The sequence below is a fragment of the Candidatus Nitrosotenuis cloacae genome (assembly GCF_000955905.1).
Classification (GTDB): Archaea; Thermoproteota; Nitrososphaeria; order Nitrososphaerales; family Nitrosopumilaceae; genus Nitrosotenuis; species Nitrosotenuis cloacae.
Window position 1 is genome coordinate 631,406 of sequence record NZ_CP011097.1, and the last position, 19,146, is coordinate 650,551.

Here is a 19,146-nt window from a genome sequence, read left to right on the forward strand (position 1 = left end):
GGCAATCCTAGTCATGATTAGTCTTGGAATTCTGTTTCAATTGCTTAACGTATATGTGATAAAACAAGTAGATGATGAACTCGATGTAATTGAAATATCAGTTACTGTGGCCTATGCGGCAGCAGCTATTGTATCATTTGTTGTTTCCAAACAATATGGCTGGAAAACACACGTCTTTGGGAAATCCTATTTGTCTTTAGCACTCGGCTACTCGATGCTTGTGATTGCCGAGCTTATTTGGCACTCTTATGAAGTTGTTTTGAAAAAATCCCCATATCCATCAGAAGCAGATATTTTTTACCTAGCTTTCTATCCATTTACAATTTATCACCTAGTAACAAATTCCAAATTCTTTAAACCTAAGTTCACATTATCTGAAAAAATTTGGGTAAGTGGAATACCGATCTCGATATTTGGCATCTATGCTTATCTGGCATTTATCCAAACTCAAGAGTTAAATTTTGATTTTTATTATGGCAGTATCTTTGTAGCTGCTACTTCTATCACACTATCATTCGCAATTCGTGGAGCTACTATTTTCAGACAGAGTGTTCTTGGAACTGTTTGGCTTTTGTTAGTCTTGGGAATCTCTCTTAGTACTCTTGCTGATGTGTGGTATTATTATTTAGAAATATTTGGTCTATATGAGCGAGAACACATAACTATGGCGCTGTGGATTACCAGCAGCTTTTTCATCATCTACGCTCTCTACAAGCACAGAGAAAGCATCTAAGATGATCTTAACAATTGTCCACTTTTAATAATAAAATCTCATAAATTTTCACTATTCTCGAATTCCTGATGCGCTTCTAAACAAATTTTCAGTATACTTGGGATCCACATTAAGTAACTTGCATTCCATAATATCATAATTCGAAAATGTAAGGGAACGAAGTGTCCAATTGCAATTTTGAGCTAGCCATCAAGTGCTACTTGAGTTTGCTCTCTTGCGCCGGCACAATGGTGCCAAATCGAATTCTAGCCAAGTGAATTGGACACTCTTCATCGTTTTTTTGTACCAATCTTTGCATTCTTTGTCAATTATTAATCAAAGCCCAGACTTAAATCAGATATTTCTTCTGCCAAATCATTCCATGGTAAAAATCAAGATGACAAAATCCGGCATTGTATGCCAAACTGATGGCAAAACCGTAAATTTAGACCCAAAATCTGCCTTGCCAAACTGTATTAATTTCGTCTCCCATGCTCACTCTGATCATCTGCCAAACGGCAATACGGGCTTGGTCTTGGCAACTAGGGAAACAAAAGAGATTGCAGCCCTGAGGGGCCACGCCATTTCAAACCATGTGGAGTCCCTTGATGAGTTCAAGCTGTATGATTCTGGCCATATCTTGGGTGCACGCGGTGTGCTGTTTGATGATATTTTCTATACTGGCGATATCTGCACCAGAGACCGGGGCTTTTTGAGGGGTGCCACAATACCAAAATGCCATACCCTGATTACAGAGTGCACATTTGGCAAACCAGAATTTGTCTTTCCCAATCTGGATGATACAATAAAGCGAGTAAATGAGCTCATTTCAGAATTATACCACAAGGGCAAGCCGATAATTTTGATGGGCTATCAGCTTGGCAAAGCCCAAACCATATCAAATCTCTTTGGGCACTGGGAGCCATTATACTATCACGACTCAGTCAAGGCAATGAATGATCTGCACATCAAGCTGGGCATTCCACTAAAGGATGTGATGGGCCACACAGAGGCCGAATCAAGGGGACTGCTGGCAAAAAAGCCCTGGGTTATGGTATGCCCCTTAATGTCCGAGAACAACCCGCTCATAAAACAAATGAAATCAAAGTATGATGCAATAACAATAGGCTTTACTGGATGGGCAAAATCCAACATGCCGTTTGCTCGAAAAAGCGACTATTCCATTCCGCTTTCTGATCATTGTGATTATTTGGAATTACTTGATCTGGTCAAAAAAAGCGGGGCTCAGAAAATCTATACAATTCATGGCTTTGTAAACGAGTTTGCCTCTGATCTTACCAAACTGGGCTATGATGCACAACCACTACTAGAGAATGCGCTGGACGAGTTTTTCTAGGCTTGGAATTGTACCATAAAACACCTCACTAAAACAATTCCGTAAAATCTTCACTAGTCTTAATTTCCAATATACCATACACCATGCCATGTCAAAAACTATCCAAGAAATAGCACAAAAAGAACTCTGGGTGTTGGTGAGCCAGCTCAAAGAAAACACAAACAATGCAGAGCTAGAGCGCATAGCACCGCAGGTTTTGTCCCTAATTGATCAGTGGACAAGCTCAGGCAAGTTCATCTGGTCTGGTCCATTTGGCGATGGAACATCCGGCATGGCAGTCTTTGAGGCAACAAAGGATGAGGCATCCAAGTTCTCACAAGACTATTCTGCCATAACCTCGCATGTTCTGGCACATTATGTCTACAAGTGGGATGTTTTGTGGGGCTCAAAATAACCTCACTTTATTTTTTTAAAAACTAGAAAAGTGTCAAATTGTACTAGTGGCATTTTTCAAATTCCCGACCAAAATTCATAGTCCTAACTATATCACATAACTGAGACGCAGAGGATAGACAGAGCGGTCCCGTTTGACCTTTTTAGAATGTCAAAACTGTGAAAAATACGTCAGACTCTGGTTGAAAACTGCAAAACCAATAATATTACATAGTAAAATGCCGTAATCATATCCATGAGTTACGGTGGAGGGTATCCATTTTGGCTAAAAAATCAAGCAGATAACGCAAGCGCGAATGCAAGTATGGCAAGACGCGAAGCAGACAAGGAGAGATCTGAAAAAGAAGAATATCAAAAACAGATGGCAAACGTGGAAAAAGTCATACATGAATTAAAACTACTTTTGGAAAAAGGACGCAAAGACGGCAGTATAGAACCAGAACTCTTTGAATTAATCAATGAGAAAATAAAACAAGTTAAAACAAAATAACCTGTGTACCTAGACTTGAAAAAACATTCGATCGTTAGTATTTTTAATGTTTAACATACATGTCCCTAAACAATGCATAGTCAAGAGCAGTTCTTCCTAGACACACAATCCAAAGATAAGTAACGGACACTTTAGGATCCCACCCCTCATACAATAACATGAATAAGATTGCCGTGAATCCGACGTTTAGACATAACCATCCCAGTGGTGGCGCACCTTGATGTTTTCGTTGGCCTATAATCACCCATAATGAATCAACCAACATTAACAAAACAAACATCACTATTGAAAACAAAAAGGATTCCAACGATAAAGAAATTCCTAGAAGTATTATTGATTGTAAAAATAGGAAGCCAAAGTGATATCCTAACTGCCTTAGATTGCTTATTGCCCCCATCTTTGATTTTTCAGATAGAAATATCATTGCACCATGATAAAATGGAATGGCAGTAGAAATGAATGCAATAGCCATAAAAATTTCATAATGCGTGTCAGTTATGGCTAATAGAAGAGTACGAAATGATGTTTCGGTGATGTGGCCTGAAGCAGCGTGGAGGTCGTTAAGTCTACCTATCACCTGCTCAAATGTTTTATCCAGAGAAGTTTTAATTGAAAATCCTGCAATTACGCCGTACAGTGATGCAGATACAACTGCAATAAGGTTGGATTTGTTTTTTTCAGGATCTGATTCAATAGGTGTTTCATCTGATGATTTTTTCGGTATTTTGTATAATGACACTCCGCTACATATCACTGAAATCGATAAACATACAACATAAAGTTCAAAATTAGTTCTCAAAAAGAAACTTGCCACTATCAATCCAGAACCAATAATTAAAAATGAATATGTTCTGTAACGATTTATCTCTTTTAACAATAGGCTTCACTAATACTGCATTCTAATAAACATTAGATGAAATTAGCGAAACAGTTAACATCCTACCATATGATGAATTGATATGTCAAAAATTATCTTCATTTGTCACCCTTGGCGTGGAAATGGAAAGTCCCACAAAGATGCGAACTATCCAGAATTAACCAAAAAAATATGTGCATATTTAGCCAAGAATACAAATGACATTCCACTTTCTACCGGATTATATCTGAATCAATTTCTTGATGATGATATTGAAGATGAAAGAAATCTCGGAATAAAATTAGGACGTGAATTAATGGAAAAATGCGATGAGGTCTATTCTTATGAAATGCACGATATCAGTCAGGGCATGAAAGGAGATCTTGAATTTGCAGAGTATCTCGGCAAGCCAATTAAAAGATTCGACAAATATCCTTGGGAATGATTATCTGGTTATTCTTGGAATTGTTTCGACTAATTTGTTTATCTCAGCAACAATAGTCCAACCGGATTTTCTGAATTAGAGAATTCAGTCAATTCTAGAATTGATTTATTTCTGATCCCGAACTTAAATATCACAACACAATTACAATTCCGTGCTAAAGCCCGGCGCAATTTTTCTCATTACAGTAATTTTCTTATCCATCATACCGAGCATATCATCAGAAAAAATCCAAGTAATCTCTATTGGCGGAAAGGACTACCCAGCATCGCAATTCAAATTATCACATCCAGATTCCGGATGTGACTTTGAGCATTTACATGCAAACATGGGTTCTGTCACCTCACTTGATGGAACCACACTGCCTGACCCGGACCCAACCAGGTGCGGCTATGGCAAGGCAACTGACTTTCATGTAATCACAATAGAAACGGAACCAACATCACAGACACCACAGACCCAGACAAAAGAGACACCGCCGACAAACAACCAGGCCATATCCGCTACAGAACTAGAGCCCACAATTTATGGCGAGGTAATTGAGGGCGGCTGTACCTGCGGAGGCGTGCCTGCCACCATAATTGGAACGGAAAATCCTGACACCCTCACAGGCACGGCAGGAACCGATGTTATCTGTGCCCTGGGAGGGGATGATTTTGTCGACGGACTTCAAGGAGTCGACCTTATCTGCGGCGGTGCAGGAAATGACAAGATTTTCGGAGGTGATGACCGGGATTTCATTTATGGTGATGGCGGAAATGACAATATTTTTGGAGAAACAGAAAAGGGCGGAAATGCGGGAGACGACATAATCCGTGCAGGCCCAGGAAACGATGTGGCACATGGATATGACGGAAAAGACGAAATCTATGGCGATGATGGGAATGACCTACTCTTTGGCGGACTGCACGAGGACAAGATTTGGGGTGGGCAGGGCGAGGACCAGCTCATCGGAGGACAGGAAGATGATGAAATGTATGGTGAGGATAACAAGGATTTTCTTGAAGGGCAAGACGGCGATGACAAAATGTACGGAGGAAATGGTGATGATACCTTTACCGGTGGGCGGGGGGATGACCAGATGTATGGCGAGGACGGCGAGGACAAGATGGATGGCAATAAGGACAATGACAAGATTTGGGGAGGTGCGGAAACTGACACCATTGATGGCGGAGAAGGCAATGATGAAATCTATGGCGAGGACGGGTTTGACTGGCTAGATGGCAATGACGGAAACGACAAGATAGACGGTGGAGACAAGGTAGACATGATCTGGGGCAAAAAGGGTACCGACACCATCCATGGCAATGAGGATGATGATCACATTTACGCAGGAGACGGTGATGACATTCTGTACGGAGATGCGGGCGAAGACGAAATAGAAGGAAATGATGGCAATGACCAAGTATGGGGCGGTGATGATCGTGACTATATCACTGGCGGAAACGGTAATGACCAGATTCGCGGTGAGGGAACACAAGACCTCATAATTGGCGGACAGGGCAATGATGAAATCTATGGCGGTGATGGCGATGACGGATTATACGGGTATGATGGAAACGACCGCGTCTATGGCGAGGCTGGAAAGGACACCGTAGGCGGTGAGGCAGGCGATGACACACTTGATGGTGGGGAAGAAGACGATACGCTTTACGGCGGAAGCGGAAACGACGTCCTCACTGACAATTTGGGAAAATCCATGATGTATGGAGGTGCAGGCAATGATATCCTGACTGCGGGACCAGAAAATGACCAGCTTTACGGCGGAGATGGGGATGACACCATGACAGGTGCCGGTGGAAACGACAGGCTGCTTGGGATGGGAGGAAACGACAGAATAACCGGCGGTGCAGGAATAGACCTGCTGCTTGGAGATGACGGAAATGATGAGCTCAATGCAGGTGATGAAAATGACTTTCTAAATGGCGGTGCAGGAAACGATGCAATCAATGGAGACTCGGGAAATGACTTTTTGACAGGAAACATAGGCGATGATACCATGAATGGAGGTACAGGGGACGACACCATTCAGACAAACATGGGAAATGATTCGGCGCAGGGCGGAAGCGGCGGGGATGCAATTTTTGGCCAGGAAGGCAATGACAATATTTCAGGTGGTGATGGCAACGATGGAATCAACGGCGGAAGCGGAACAAACACTATAGATGGCGGGCCGGGAACTGACAGCTGCGGCCTCGGCAACCCAATTACAAACTGCGAGAACAACAACAATTTCAAGATTCCAGTAAGGTTCTGGACGTTTGAGGAATTCCAGAATGCGTTTAGGAGATGACATGAAAACAAGATATCTGATATTTTTCTCACTTGTTGCACTGGCATACCCAGTGATAATGGCGAATGCAGAGCCTGCCTTTGTGTATTCGGAGCAGGTAACAAAAACTGGTGATGCAATACAGGTCTGCTACCAAATAGTTGATGTAAATGCAAAACCAATAGGCGAGACTGGAATCATTCTATCACTGGACGGCAAGCAAAAACAGGAAGAACTGACAGCAACAGACACAAACGGAATTGCAATTGCGTCATTTGTCGTAAACCCTGACACATTTACGCTCAAAATAGCAAAAATCCTTGGCAACAATACCTATACCACAACGCACGAGACGAAAATCACAGTTCTTGATTCTGGCGTGACATCAGAGCCAAAGACAAAATCAGTCACACTTGCGGCAAAGCCAAAGGTAAAGATGACCTGTGCTGATCAGGCCCAGACTCAATGGGAGATATGGGATCAGGATGGGACCACGACCACATATTTTGATCTAAACACGTGGACCACAGTCAAAACAGACAAGACCAAGGTCATAGAAATAACACAAGCTGGCAAGACAGTAAAGGCAAATCTGTCCCTCAAATCATGGCAAAAAGACATTGATGCAGTATTGGCAAAAAACGGCCTTGCACCGACATCAAATCCTGGAACCGTACAAAAAGTGACAGTGTCTGAATCACTCAAAAAATCCGATACCAAAAAGGAAATCAAAAAGGACACCAAAAAAGAAACAAAAGAAAAGACCAAGAAAGAAACTAAAACAAAGATATCCAAGGACGCCAAGACAGTCAAGATAAAAAAAGGTCAAACAGTCACCGAAAAAATCACCGGAACAATTCCGATGAATCTCTATGAGCGCGGCAAGACTGCAGATGTCACCATACTAAGACCGGACGGAAAGACAGAGATGCAACAAACTGCGGTGGGAAGCAAGGGCAAGTTTGAGCATTTATTCAGAATCACCGACAAGACCATTCCAGGCAAATACGAGATTACGATAAGCTATGCGGGAATGGAAGTAAAGAAATTCACGTATGAAATAAGAAACTAGATCTAGACAGTGCTAGGATCTATTGCCCTTGAACTGGCCATCAATACTTACCTCTCCGCCAAGCGAGCCTGAAACTTTGCCGCTTATCAGATCACTTGTTACCGAACCCTTGATGTTCAATCCGCCTACCGTGCCAGAGAATCCAGAGCCAAAGACCTTTGCATTAACTGCGCCAAGGGTACTAAATCCACCCTCTGCGCATACGTCCATGTTTCTTCCCTGCGTGACTGCTACATTGCCGAGTGCCGCATTGCCGGTAACAGAATTGCCGTTCTGGTTTAGGACCATCTCAAAGCTTCCCTGGTACATGCACACTTCGCGATAAGAGCCGATGTTGGGATCATAGTAATCAAATGCCGCGGACCATGTTGCGATTCCAGTCCATTTGCCGGCCAGATCCAGTGTTGCAGTCGATGACTTGGTCTTGAGTTCAGGCTTGTCGGGTTTTGTTTTTGCAGGCTCTTCTGCCTTTGTTTTTGGCGTAAATGGCTGCAGTCCTGGCTTTAGCTTTTTCTTCTCGCTTGTCTGAGTTTTTTTCACAATCGGCTTTTTTGCCTTCTCGGTTTTCTTTTTCTGCTCAGAGGATTTTTTTTCTTCAGCGAGTGCAGAGACCGGCAACAGCACACTTGATAACAAAATCATTCCAAGCAATAGCGCGACTAGTTGATTCAAGCATGACAGATACCACCTTAAACGATATAAGGCTTGTTTTGTTAGGTACTAACAATTTTTTGTTTTGGGTTTTTTTTGGCATCTAATTTTACAGCATTTGTAAAATTTGTGGGAGATTTGGGGAAAAGCGAAAGTTTTGAAAAATAAAATTAGCTTTAAATGAGATCTGTTGTGCGCCAAGTTTGATGGCAACAGAATCGCTGCGAAAGGACCACGACCTAATAGAAAAGGTAGTCAAGGCAATGGAAGTCACACTACAACTATTAAAGTCGGGCAAAAAAATCCCAGAATCTATTCTGATGCCAACAGTTGATTTCTCAAAAAACTTTACAGACGTGTGTCACCATGGCAAAGAGGAAGAGTCGTTTTTCCCAGCCCTTGCCCAGTCTGGCATGCCAACAAACATGGGTCCAATTGCAGTAATGCTAATGGAGCACGAGATTACCCGCAAAATAGCCATAAAAATGGAGCAATCAGCCAAGGACTATCTTGCCTCAGGCTCCCCAGATGAACTAATTTCTGATATCTCGCAGTACATTGAGCACATGTCTCAGCATCTTTGGAAGGAAAACAATCGACTGTTCATGATGGCAGAGATGCGCCTCTCAGGTGTGTCTGATAAGGTTAATGCAGGACTGGATGATGTTGAGCAAAAAAAGCTGGCGCAGCTTGGCAAGTCCAGATCAGACTACGAATCCCTAGTGCAAAACCTCCAGCAAGACCTATCCAAAATAAATTAAAAGAAAAATAGTTGTGGACTTATTCCACTGATACTTTGCCAGTCATCCATGGATGGACGATGCAAAAGTAATCGTATTGGCCTGCTTCTTCAAAGGTGTACTCAAAGGTAGCGCCTGACATTACAATACTGCTATCAAACATACCGTCTGGTCCATCAGTTGGCGTTCCACTGGTTATGGTGTGTGCTGCGGTGTCATCATTTGTCCATGTGACTGTTCCGCCAATACCTACTGTGGTCTCTGCTGGCAAATAGCATGCATTGTCTGCCTCACATCCCGGTGTTGAAGAGCCTTCTGGAATTGATACATCAGCAGACATTGGTGCTGCCTCGACTGTCTCTTCTTCCACTTCCTCTACGGTTTCTTCCTCGGTGTGTTCTTCCTCTTCAGTGTGTTCCTCTTCCTCTGCTACCATTTCTTCTTCCTCTACTGCCTCTTCCTCTGGAGTCTCTTCCATTACTGGGGCCTCCTCGATAGTTTCTTCAACTACTGGCGGTGCAGGTTTTTCGACTGGTGGCATTGGTGTAGGAGCTGCTGGTGCACTACTCATTGCGCCAAATGACATGGCAATTGCAATCAGTGCAACAGTAAATCCAACTGAAAAAGCGATGCCGAATTTATCTGCGGCTGTCATGGGTGCACTGACTATGCACGCTAAATAAAGCTAATTGGACTTTGCCTGAGCCTGAGTTTGGCAAATCTGGAGTATCTTTTCTGTAAACTCAGCCAGATCATCAAAGATTTGCCCAAAGTATTTTTGCGGATTTTTGCTTTTCTGGACGAATCTGTAGTTTCCTTCGTCATGTATGGTGTATGGGAAAAGCAATGTGCCGTTGGAGACTTGGATTATGTTTCCATGCATTGCCTGATTGCGCAAGGCCTGCAGTCTCCAAAGACTGCTTTTGTTGACATTGGTAGTTGTTCCAATGCGTTGAGGTACACTGAAATAATTTGTAATTGTGTTCTTTGTTTTTTTCTGAATGCCAGAGTTGGCAAGATTTTTCCGCAAGCCATGCATGTAAAATACATTTTTCTTATCAAATATCTCAAATGTGTCATTGATGTGTCTCTTTACTATCTCTATAACACTTGATGCAAAAAACAAAAACACAGACGCGTTTTCTTCTAGTCTCATTTGCTGTGCATGATTCTTTGGAGTGCCCTCTGGAATTTTATCTAGGAATTTTCTTGCCATTTTGATCTTGAATTCTAAATCTATCTTATTCAATTATGATTTGATGTGGTTTTAGCTAAAAATAAAATGTTCTAAAAAGTAAATGCCTCTTTTAGCATGCTGTGGAATTCCTCTTTGAGCTGCGAATTATTCATTGACAGCCTCAGATTCTCCAATAATGTCTCAATTATTGTGCACTGGTTCTTTGAGAACTGGTAGTAGCATTCCAGCACGTCTTCGTGCGTTTTTGCCTGCCTGTACATCTGCCAGAAATTATCGGACATTATCTGGTAATTGTACAAAAACACCCTGATTGGCTCTTGCACATTTGGAGTCGAATTGTATCGAAGCATGTTTACCAGCAATTCCTCCAGTCTTGCGTCTAGGTTTGCCTCAAAAATTGACTTGTAAATGCTTGATACTGCCGTCTATCCTACTATGTGATAATAAAAAATAAGTCTGTCCTGGACTGGCCTAAACAAATATCCAATAAATCACATCAAAACTGGACAAACTAACACAAGATTTCCTGCTCTTCATTTACCATCATTGTGATGGCAGACTCGATGTGCTCTATTTTGCGCAGCCTCTCCAAGATGATTTTGCGCAATACCTCATCGGTGCCTGCGCTGATCTTTACTAGTATGTCATATACTCCAAACACGCCCTGTATCTCGTATGGAATCTTAGAGTGATCCAAGACCAGCTTTATTTTCTCAATGATTTCTGTTTCATGGTTTAGGCGGGCGTTTATCAAAAAATAGGCAGTTGACATTACTCCTGTCCTTCTATTCCCATGAGGGTTAGTGTGGAGCGGATTCTGTCTATTTTGCGAATCTTCCAAGTTATGGTCTCTCGGAGCTGCTCTGCAGTCGTGGTTTCTATTTTTGCCAAAATGTCGTATGCCCCAAAGACTCCCTTGACTTCGCGTATTCCATCCATTGGCCTGATTTGATCAATTACCTTTTGCTCTGATCCTAAATCACAGTTGATCAAAACATAGGCAGTTGCCATCATGCCTCACTCTGCAGTTTCATGGTATGTTTGTGCCTTTGACGTATATATTGTAAATTATGAAAAAACCAATAATTTGTTTAGTTTTGTAATGTGATATTAAATGAATTTTAAGTAAATTTGGATTTTGGCATACGCAGAGATCTGTTGTATGATACACCAAATCTGTGTGCCTCATCACGTGCATGCTGTAAAATCTTGAGTGATTGGGTTTGCCTTGGTATTATGACTGGTGTCTTTTTGTTTGGCAGGTACACCTCTTCGTTTTCTTTGGCAAGTGATACACATGATATCTTGATTGCCATGCTCTCAAGTGCTGATATGGCCGCTCGTAGCTGCCCCGGACCACCATCAATCAGGACAAGATTAGGCATTTGGTGGTTTTCATTATCTAATCTGTAATATCTGCGCTTTACTATCTCGTTTATCATTGCAAAGTCGTCTTGACCACTTACTGTTTTTATCTTGAATTTTCTATATCCTGATTTGTCTGGCCTGCCATTGACAAATCTTGACATGGCGCCAACCGCATATGATGTACCGTGGTTTGAGATATCAAAGCATTCTATTATGATGGGTGTTTGTGATAGGCCTAGTTTTTCTTTGAGCTCAACCAGTCCTGGCTCTGAGCCGCTTGATTGCACCAGCTCAATGTTTCGCATTATAAGATCAATCATTTCCCTGCGCTTGCCGGATTTTGGCAAAACTATTTTGACTGGGAATCCTACTGCCTTTGTTAATAGTTCTTCCAGCATTGTAGGATTTTCCGGCATTTCATTTACTATGATAAATGGTGGTACTTGGTTTGTCGTATAATATTGGAATATGAAATTGGCAAACGAGTTATCGCCAACCAGATCAAAGGAATACTTGTTGCTATCGCGAATCACTCCGTTAATTTTCTTAAATGTCATTACATCAGCTGCCTGGTCTGAAACTTTGATGCCAAAATACTCCTCATCAGAGCCGGTAGTGCTTTCCATTTTTTGTCTGGTCTTGAGGCTGCCGAGTCTTTGTAGGGTGTCCTTTATCTCTTGGGCGCGCTCAAACTGGAGTTGGTCTGATGCCTGTATCATCTCTTCTTGCAGGCTTTTTGTGAATGCTCCAAGGTCCTTTCCTTTTAGGATGGATTCTAGGTTGGATACGTGTTTTTTGTATCTGCTCTGTGCCTCTGCAAACTCGCATGGCGCCTCGCAATTGCCCAGATGATACTCTAGACACGCCTTTTTTGGCAGCCTCTTGCAGATTCTAATCTTGAATGTCTTTCGCAGTGAGCCAATGCTGAGAAGCTTTGAGCTGCCAGAGGTAAACGGCCCAAAGACCTTGCCGTCTCCTAGGAATTTTCCAGACCTGGTTCGTCTTGCGACTAGCAATCTTGGGTACAGCTCATTTGTTATTCTAAGATAGGTGTATCGTTGCTGGTCTTTGAGCTCGATGTTGAATATCGGCCTGTATTGCTTTATCATGTTTGATTCAAGCAAGAACGCCTCGGATTCGTTGTCTGTTAGGACAAATTCGATTCCTTCTATTTTTGTTACCAGTTTTTGTGTCTTGTAGTTTTGGTTTTTTAGAAAATACGAGCGGACTCTGTTTTTGAGATTCTTTGCCTTTCCAATGTAGATTATCTTGTTTTCGGAATCCTTCATCAGGTAAATTCCGGGCTGCGCAGGTATTGCTATCTTTTTTATGTCTAGTGTCAAGGCAGGATCTTTTTGAGATATTGGCCTGTATAGCTTTTGGGACTGGATGCAATCTGCTTTGGTGTTCCAGTGGCAATCACCTTGCCGCCCTTATCGCCACCCTCTGGTCCCAAATCAATTATCCAATCAGAATTTTTAATCACATCCATGTTGTGCTCTATTACTACGATGGTATTGCCAAGATTCACCAGTCTGTTTAGCACATCTAATAGTTTTTGAACATCTGCAAAATGCAGACCTGTTGTTGGCTCATCCAGAATGTACAGAGTTTTACCAGTGTCCCGTTTTGCCAATTCTGAGGCTAGTTTTACTCGTTGGGCCTCCCCGCCAGACAGTGTGGTTGATGATTGACCAAGCTTGATGTAGCCAAGACCTACATCAAATATTGTCTGCAAGATTCGCTTAATCTTTGGAATGTTCTCAAAAAACAATAATGCCTCTTCCACTGTCATGTCCAGTATGTCTGCAATGTTTTTGCCCTTGTATAGGATGGAGAGTGTCTCGGAATTGTATCGCTTTCCCTTGCACTCGTCACACCGGACATATACGTCTGATAGAAACTGCATCTCTATTTTTTTGACGCCATCACCCTCACATGCAAAACACCTGCCATCTGCAACATTGAATGAAAACTGTCCTGGGGTGTAGCCGCGCTCCTTTGAGGATTCTGTACCTGCAAATAATTCCCGAATTGGGGTGAATGCGCCAATGTATGTTGCGGGGTTTGATCTTGGAGTTCTGCCTATTGGGGATTGGTCTATTGCAATTACCTTGTCCACCAAAGTAGCCCCATCAATGGACTTGTGTTTTCCTGGACGATCATTTGATTTGTAAAAATATGATGATAGTGCCTTGAGCAATATCTCATTTACCAGGGTGGACTTGCCAGAGCCGGACACTCCAGTTACGGTAACTAGCAATCCTAGTGGTATCTCTACTGTGATGTCCTTGAGGTTATTTTCGGCAGCACCCTTGATTGTTATTGTTCCAAACTGGTTTCTTTTTTTATCGACTAGTCTGATGAGATTTTTGTCCTTGAGGTAATCCCCGGTTACTGATTTGTGATTGTTCATTATTTGGGGAACCGTTCCCTCAAACACAATTTGGCCGCCATGGATGCCAGCACCTGGTCCCAAATCCACTATCCAGTCGGCGTTTTTGATTACCTCCTCGTCATGCTCTACTACTATGACGGTATTGTCCAAGTCTCGCAGCTTTACCAAAGTCTTGATCAATCTGGCATTGTCACGCTGGTGCAGCCCGATTGTAGGCTCGTCTAATACATACAGGACGCCTGTCAGATTCGAGCCAATCTGGGTTGCAAGCCTGATTCGCTGCGACTCGCCGCCAGACAGAGTCGAGCTTTGCCTGTTTAGTGTAAGATAGTTTAGGCCCACGTTTCTTAGGAATTCTAGTCGCTCTGTTATTTCCTTTAGGACATCTTTTGCAATGTATTTTTCGGTCTCGGTAAACTTGATGTTTTTGAAAAACTCGTAGCAATCATCAATGGAAAGATCACACACATCATAGATTCCCATCTCGCTTACCTTTACTGCCAAAGCTTCTGGCTTTAGCTTTTTTCCATTGCAAACATTGCACGGAATATCCCGCATGAACTGCTTTAGCCAGTCTCGCTTTGATTCAGAATCGGTTCCCATAAAGACACGCTGCAGATTATTCAAAACCCCCTCAAACGAGTTGGTGTAAGCCCAGTGCGAGTCTGTTGTTTGTGATTCGTAATGAAAGTTGATTCTCTGGTCTGTACCATGTAAGATGACTCGCAGATGCTCCGGCTTGAGCTTGTTCATTGGAGTCATCAGATCAAAGCCAAACTTTTTTCCAACTGCCCGCAGCTCCTGCTTTCTGAATGCGGAAAATCTTCCACTCCATGGAACTATGGCGCCATCTAGGATTGATTTTGTTTTATCTGGAATGACCAAATCTTCATCAAACTCCATCTTTACTCCCAAGCCGTGGCATGCCTTGCATGAGCCAAACGGCGAGTTGAACGAAAATGTTCTTGGCTCTATTTCGCCAATTGTTATGCCACAGTATGGGCAGGCATTATTTTGTGAGAATATCTTCTCGTCTTTATCGGATGATACCAAAACAGAGCCCTTTGCTGCCTTTAGTCCTGTTTGGATTGCCTCAAAGAGCCTGCTTTTTTCCGCCTTTGATGCCTTGAGCCTGTCTACGATGATCTCGATGTTGTGCCATTTTTGCCTATCCAGCGCAGGCATCTCATCTTCTAGTGTGATGATTTGACCATCGACTCGTGCGCGGGAATAGCCGTCCTTTTTCATCTGCTCAAATAATTTCTCATATGTTCCCTTTTTTCTCTGAACCAGTGGCGCTAAAATCAGGACTTGTTTATCATCAAAGTCTTTGAAGACTGACTCGCAAATGGACTCGACTGACTGGTTTGATATCTTTCTGCCGCATTTTATGCAGTGAGGGATTCCAATTCTTGCGTATAGTAATCTGAGATAGTCATAGATCTCAGTAGTAGTGCCAACAGTAGAGCGGGGATTCTTTGATGTCGTTTTTTGCTGAATAGAAATGGCGGGGGATAACCCTTCAATGGAATCAACGTCTGGCTTGTCCATCATCTCTAGGAACTGTCTTGCATATGCGGAAAGCGATTCTACATACCTTCTTTGGCCTTCGGCATAAATTGTATCAAATGCCAGTGTGGATTTTCCAGAGCCAGAAAGTCCAGATATTACTACGAGTTTGTTTTTTGGAATGTCCAGATTTAGGTTCTTGAGGTTGTGGTGACGCGCCCCTCTGATCTTTAGTTTATCGTGCATTTTTCTTTTCCAACTCTATTTGAATTCGCCTCAGTCTATCGCGACAGGCAATCGCGTTCTCAAAGTCCAATTCCTCTGCATATTTTTTCATCTGCATCTCTATTTCTATTATCTCACGGGACAGATCATGCGGTGTCTTGTTTTTGAGATCATCCAGTGTTGCTACCTGCTCTGGAATGGACTTGATAATGGTTCGTGGCGTGATGTTGTGGATGCTGTTGTATTCTAGTTGTTTTGCCCGTCTGCGATTTGTCTCCTCGATTGCCGATGTGATGGACTTTGTTATTGTATCTGCATACAAAATAACGGCACCATCGACATTTCTTGCGGCACGCCCAAATGTCTGAATCAGGCTGGTATAATTACGCAAAAAGCCCTCCTTGTCCGCATCCAGTATGGCAACAAGGGCAACCTCTGGAATGTCTAGTCCTTCTCGTAGTAGGTTTATGCCAACCAAAACATCAAAGTCGCCAAGCCTCAACTGGCGAATCAGCTCAGTTCTTTGGAGGCCTTCAATCTCTGCATGCAAATATCTGACTCGAATCTCTTTTTTGGATAGGTATTCTGCAAGGTCTTCTGCCATTCTTTTTGTTAGCGTGGTTACCAAAACTCGCTGGTTTTTCTCGGTTTTCTTTTTTATCTCACCAATAAGATCATCCATCTGGTTCTTTGTTGACCTGATCTCTACTTGTGGGTCCACCAGTCCTGTTGGGCGGACCAACTGCTCTGCTATTTGATATGATTTTTCTCGCTCATATACGGAGGGTGTGGCAGAAACAAAGATTGTATTTTTGATATATTTTTCAAATTCCTCAAACTTTAGTGGTCGATTATCAAATGCGCTTGGCAGCCTAAACCCATATTCGATTAGGGATTTTTTTCGGGTGTAGTCCCCTCCATACATTCCGTGTAATTGTGGAATGGTAACGTGTGATTCATCGATCACTAGCAAATAATCATCCCCAAAAAAGTCAATCAAGCAAAACGCCTGCTCGCCTGGCTTTCTTCCATCAAAGTGGCGTGAATAGTTCTCTATTCCAGAGCAATATCCAAGCTCTTCGATCATTTCCAGATCAAACTTGGTTCGCATCTCTAGTCTTTGTTGCTCCAGCTCTCTTAGTTCTGGCAGGCGGGCCTTTAGCTCATCGCGAATTGATTTTACTGCCTTGGACCGAACATCATTTGCAACCAAATAATGCTTTGCCGGAAATATTTTAATCGAGTTTACCTTGCGCTTTTCTTTTAGTGAGACCGTATCTAGGATGGCAATCTTTTCTATCTCATCTCCAAACAAAGAGATTCGTATTACATCCTGCGAGTATGCGGGAATCACATCGATGGTATCACCTTTCACCCGAAACGTGCCTGGAGATATGGTAACGTCATTACGCTCATATCGTGCGTTGACAAATCGCTTGATTATCTCGGATCTGCCGTACTGCATGCCTGTTTTTATGGTCGTTGCCATCTCTTCCCAGTCTTTTGGGTTTCCAAGGGAGTAGATGCAAGATACTGTTGCAACTATGATGGTTGGCTCCCCAGACAAGAGCATGGCAGTTGCCTCTAGTCTCATTTTCTCTATTTTCTCATTGATTTCAGTGTCCTTTTCGATGTAGGTATCAGTTTGCGCAATGTAGCTTTCCGGCTGGTAATAGTCATAGTATGATACAAAATATCCGACATTATTCTTTGGAAAGAACTGCTTTAGCTCAGAATACAGCTGGGCAGCCAAAGTCTTGTTGTGTGATATTACAAGTGTATTCTTGCCAGTCCTCGCAATTACATTTGCAACGGTAAATGTCTTGCCAGAGCCCGTCACTCCAAGCAGTGTCTGTATTTTGTTTTTCTGAACGCCGCTGACTAGTTTTTCAATTGCCTGTGGCTGATCCCCCGTTGGGATGTATTCAGATGATAATTGGTATGATGTCTGTACTTGCAATAGATGCGATCAAAATAATTCAAATTTAAAGGATGGGTGATTATATCATCACATGATTACCACTAGGTAAGTAGTCCACTGATAATTCATACGTCTGTCTTTTAAGCGAATTTTTAAAACCGAGTGGTGGTTGCAAGGCTCATTTAATGTGCACTTGATCGGATTGAGCTGTATTGTTTTTGTGGCAGCAGCGGCGTTTTTGATTTTTGATCTAGACTCCAAGTTTTATCCAGCACCAAAGCAGCATGTCTCAACTATTGGTTATGATGAGACCACAAAAACCATCATCCCAGAGCCTGCAGAAATTATTCCGCCACAAACCATACCTGTTGCTCCAAAAAAGGCAGAGCTGCCAGTACGAGTCCAAATAGAGCCGAAATCACGCCTAAATGAGCTTGAAAATAAGGAATTCTCACTGAATCTGAGCGGTGATGCGCATGTGTCTGGTATGGTAAAAAAGACAACCATAACACTAAAGCTGCAGCCAATCAAGGGCACAAACCTGCAAGAATTCAGGATTCTGGATTCAAGACTAGTTCTTGGCAGCTCAGGCGTATCAATTTCTGGCACTACACTCAAAATCGATGAAAAAAACATTACAATCGAGTTTGTCTCTGACACATTTGGTAAATTCATAATACGCGCAACACTTGATGAGCCCATCTTGTCTGACACAAACAACAAGCAAAGCGTCTTGGTAGAGGATCAGAACTTTTATCTCATAAACAAAGAGACGCCGTACCGACTAAATCTGATTGGTAATTTGTCCAGCTAGTCTTACCAGGTTGGGTCCCTGACCATCTTTACATCGTTTTCTATAATATCAAAGCCCATTGTCTGTATGGTTTGTCTTGCAGTGGGACTGTTTTTTTCCAGGATTTTTTTTGCTATTTGCATGCGTGTTGCCTTGTCCATGTGCTGACCTATCTTGTACTTTCCACGCATTGTCTTTGGTATGACTTTGATTATTGCAACCTCATCAACTACATGCATTTCTGGTGCCAGCCTTTCGTATTTTCCCTCCGGCTGGTATTTTTCCATTAATGCATTTAGGGCAAGTGTTTTTTCCTCTTTGTCATTTATGATGATGCCATCTCCCTTGATTACCACGCTGATGTAGAGCGTGTCTGCCTGCGATGCATCAGTTGGCGAGCTGAAGTACGATGGCAAAAATTCCAACTCTTTGTCTACCTCAAAGCCTACCTTTGGGTTTGCTTTGATATTGTCCAGTTTTTCGCCTCTGGTGTGGGAATGCATATAGATTACACCGTTTACAAAGGCAAAATTCATTGGTATGATTTGCGGAAATCCATCCTGGTCTAGTGAGGCAATTCTGCCCACGTGCTCTTCGTTTAGGAATTGAGCTATTTTTTCCTCTGATTTTATCTCCAGTCTGCCTAATAATTGCACAAATGAAAGATAAAATAATTCGTAATTAAATTACACTAAAACCATTTTGATGCTTGGGGTGTGGTCTAATCCCCAAGCACTGGGTACAGGTAT

The 19,146-nt window shown here is 42.4% G+C and carries 20 protein-coding genes; 9 read left to right on the forward strand and 11 right to left on the reverse strand.

Features of this window, described 5'->3' with window-relative positions:
- Positions 1–13: 13 nt before the first annotated feature.
- The 4 genes from SU86_RS03525 (at position 14) to SU86_RS03540 (ending at position 2,952) form a co-directional block, all read left to right on the forward strand.
- Positions 14–733, forward strand: a complete 720-nt coding sequence (locus SU86_RS03525; protein WP_148550756.1) for a hypothetical protein — start codon at positions 14–16, stop codon at positions 731–733.
- Between the two features lie 376 nt (positions 734–1,109).
- On the forward strand, positions 1,110–2,069 hold the full coding sequence (locus SU86_RS03530) for an MBL fold metallo-hydrolase (RefSeq protein WP_048189138.1): 960 nt from the start codon (positions 1,110–1,112) through the stop codon (positions 2,067–2,069).
- Between the two features lie 88 nt (positions 2,070–2,157).
- On the forward strand, positions 2,158–2,463 hold the full coding sequence (locus tag SU86_RS03535) for a hypothetical protein (RefSeq protein WP_048187515.1): 306 nt from the start codon (positions 2,158–2,160) through the stop codon (positions 2,461–2,463).
- 234 nt (positions 2,464–2,697) lie between these two features.
- Positions 2,698–2,952 (forward strand): hypothetical protein, encoded by a 255-nt coding sequence (locus SU86_RS03540; protein WP_048187517.1) that lies wholly within the window; start codon positions 2,698–2,700, stop codon positions 2,950–2,952.
- Between the two features lie 43 nt (positions 2,953–2,995).
- Here SU86_RS03540 and SU86_RS03545 read toward each other — a convergent pair whose 3' ends face one another.
- Complete coding sequence (locus SU86_RS03545) at positions 2,996–3,829, reverse strand: hypothetical protein (RefSeq protein ID WP_148550757.1); 834 nt, start codon at positions 3,827–3,829, stop codon at positions 2,996–2,998.
- Positions 3,830–3,911: 82 nt separating this feature from the next.
- On the opposite strand from SU86_RS03545, the gene SU86_RS03550 reads away from it, so the two are divergent.
- The 3 genes from SU86_RS03550 to SU86_RS03560 all read left to right on the forward strand — a co-directional run bounded on the left by SU86_RS03550 (position 3,912) and on the right by SU86_RS03560 (position 7,594).
- The gene (locus SU86_RS03550) at positions 3,912–4,253 is read left to right on the forward strand and encodes a DUF7768 domain-containing protein (protein WP_052755462.1); all 342 of its coding nucleotides are present in this window, start codon (positions 3,912–3,914) and stop codon (positions 4,251–4,253) included.
- 151 nt (positions 4,254–4,404) lie between these two features.
- Positions 4,405–6,543: a calcium-binding protein gene (locus tag SU86_RS03555; RefSeq protein ID WP_052755465.1), complete on the forward strand. Its 2,139-nt coding sequence runs from the start codon at positions 4,405–4,407 to the stop codon at positions 6,541–6,543.
- A 1-nt stretch (position 6,544) separates the two neighbouring features.
- Positions 6,545–7,594 (forward strand): hypothetical protein, encoded by a 1,050-nt coding sequence (locus SU86_RS03560; RefSeq protein WP_048187522.1) that lies wholly within the window; start codon positions 6,545–6,547, stop codon positions 7,592–7,594.
- Positions 7,595–7,606: 12 nt separating this feature from the next.
- Here the strand turns inward: SU86_RS03560 and SU86_RS03565 are convergent, their stop codons facing one another.
- Positions 7,607–8,266: a hypothetical protein gene (locus SU86_RS03565; protein WP_148550759.1), complete on the reverse strand. Its 660-nt coding sequence runs from the start codon at positions 8,264–8,266 to the stop codon at positions 7,607–7,609.
- Positions 8,267–8,451: 185 nt separating this feature from the next.
- Between SU86_RS03565 and SU86_RS03570 the strand changes: the two genes are divergently transcribed.
- Positions 8,452–9,006 (forward strand): hemerythrin domain-containing protein, encoded by a 555-nt coding sequence (locus SU86_RS03570; RefSeq protein WP_048187527.1) that lies wholly within the window; start codon positions 8,452–8,454, stop codon positions 9,004–9,006.
- A gap of 19 nt (positions 9,007–9,025) precedes the next feature.
- On the opposite strand, the gene SU86_RS03575 is transcribed toward SU86_RS03570, so the two are convergent.
- The 8 genes from SU86_RS03575 to uvrB all read right to left on the reverse strand — a co-directional run bounded on the left by SU86_RS03575 (position 9,026) and on the right by uvrB (position 17,643).
- Entirely contained in the window at positions 9,026–9,640 is a 615-nt protein-coding gene (locus tag SU86_RS03575; protein WP_048187529.1) for a cupredoxin domain-containing protein, read from the reverse strand.
- Positions 9,641–9,670: 30 nt separating this feature from the next.
- A complete protein-coding gene (locus tag SU86_RS03580; RefSeq protein WP_048187531.1) occupies positions 9,671–10,234 on the reverse strand; it encodes a hypothetical protein in 564 nt (187 codons plus the stop codon).
- Positions 10,235–10,272: 38 nt separating this feature from the next.
- Complete coding sequence (locus SU86_RS03585; RefSeq protein WP_048187533.1) at positions 10,273–10,545, reverse strand: hypothetical protein; 273 nt, start codon at positions 10,543–10,545, stop codon at positions 10,273–10,275.
- Positions 10,546–10,694: 149 nt separating this feature from the next.
- A complete protein-coding gene (locus tag SU86_RS03590) occupies positions 10,695–10,955 on the reverse strand; it encodes a hypothetical protein (protein ID WP_048187535.1) in 261 nt (86 codons plus the stop codon).
- The gene (locus SU86_RS03595) at positions 10,955–11,194 is read right to left on the reverse strand and encodes an Lrp/AsnC ligand binding domain-containing protein (protein WP_048187537.1); all 240 of its coding nucleotides are present in this window, start codon (positions 11,192–11,194) and stop codon (positions 10,955–10,957) included. The genes SU86_RS03590 and SU86_RS03595 overlap by 1 nt, the downstream gene beginning before the upstream one ends.
- 110 nt (positions 11,195–11,304) lie before the next feature.
- Positions 11,305–12,894: an excinuclease ABC subunit UvrC gene (gene uvrC / locus SU86_RS03600; RefSeq protein WP_048187539.1), complete on the reverse strand. Its 1,590-nt coding sequence runs from the start codon at positions 12,892–12,894 to the stop codon at positions 11,305–11,307.
- The gene (gene uvrA / locus SU86_RS03605; RefSeq protein WP_048187541.1) at positions 12,891–15,704 is read right to left on the reverse strand and encodes an excinuclease ABC subunit UvrA; all 2,814 of its coding nucleotides are present in this window, start codon (positions 15,702–15,704) and stop codon (positions 12,891–12,893) included. The genes uvrC and uvrA overlap by 4 nt, the downstream gene beginning before the upstream one ends.
- Positions 15,694–17,643, reverse strand: a complete 1,950-nt coding sequence (gene uvrB / locus SU86_RS03610; RefSeq protein WP_048187543.1) for an excinuclease ABC subunit UvrB — start codon at positions 17,641–17,643, stop codon at positions 15,694–15,696. The genes uvrA and uvrB overlap by 11 nt, the downstream gene beginning before the upstream one ends.
- Before the next feature lie 130 nt (positions 17,644–17,773).
- On the opposite strand from uvrB, the gene SU86_RS03615 reads away from it, so the two are divergent.
- Positions 17,774–18,418, forward strand: a complete 645-nt coding sequence (locus SU86_RS03615; RefSeq protein WP_048187545.1) for a hypothetical protein — start codon at positions 17,774–17,776, stop codon at positions 18,416–18,418.
- A gap of 2 nt (positions 18,419–18,420) precedes the next feature.
- Here the strand turns inward: SU86_RS03615 and SU86_RS03620 are convergent, their stop codons facing one another.
- Positions 18,421–19,053 (reverse strand): pyridoxamine 5'-phosphate oxidase family protein, encoded by a 633-nt coding sequence (locus SU86_RS03620; protein WP_048187547.1) that lies wholly within the window; start codon positions 19,051–19,053, stop codon positions 18,421–18,423.
- Between the last annotated feature and the right edge of the window lie 93 nt (positions 19,054–19,146).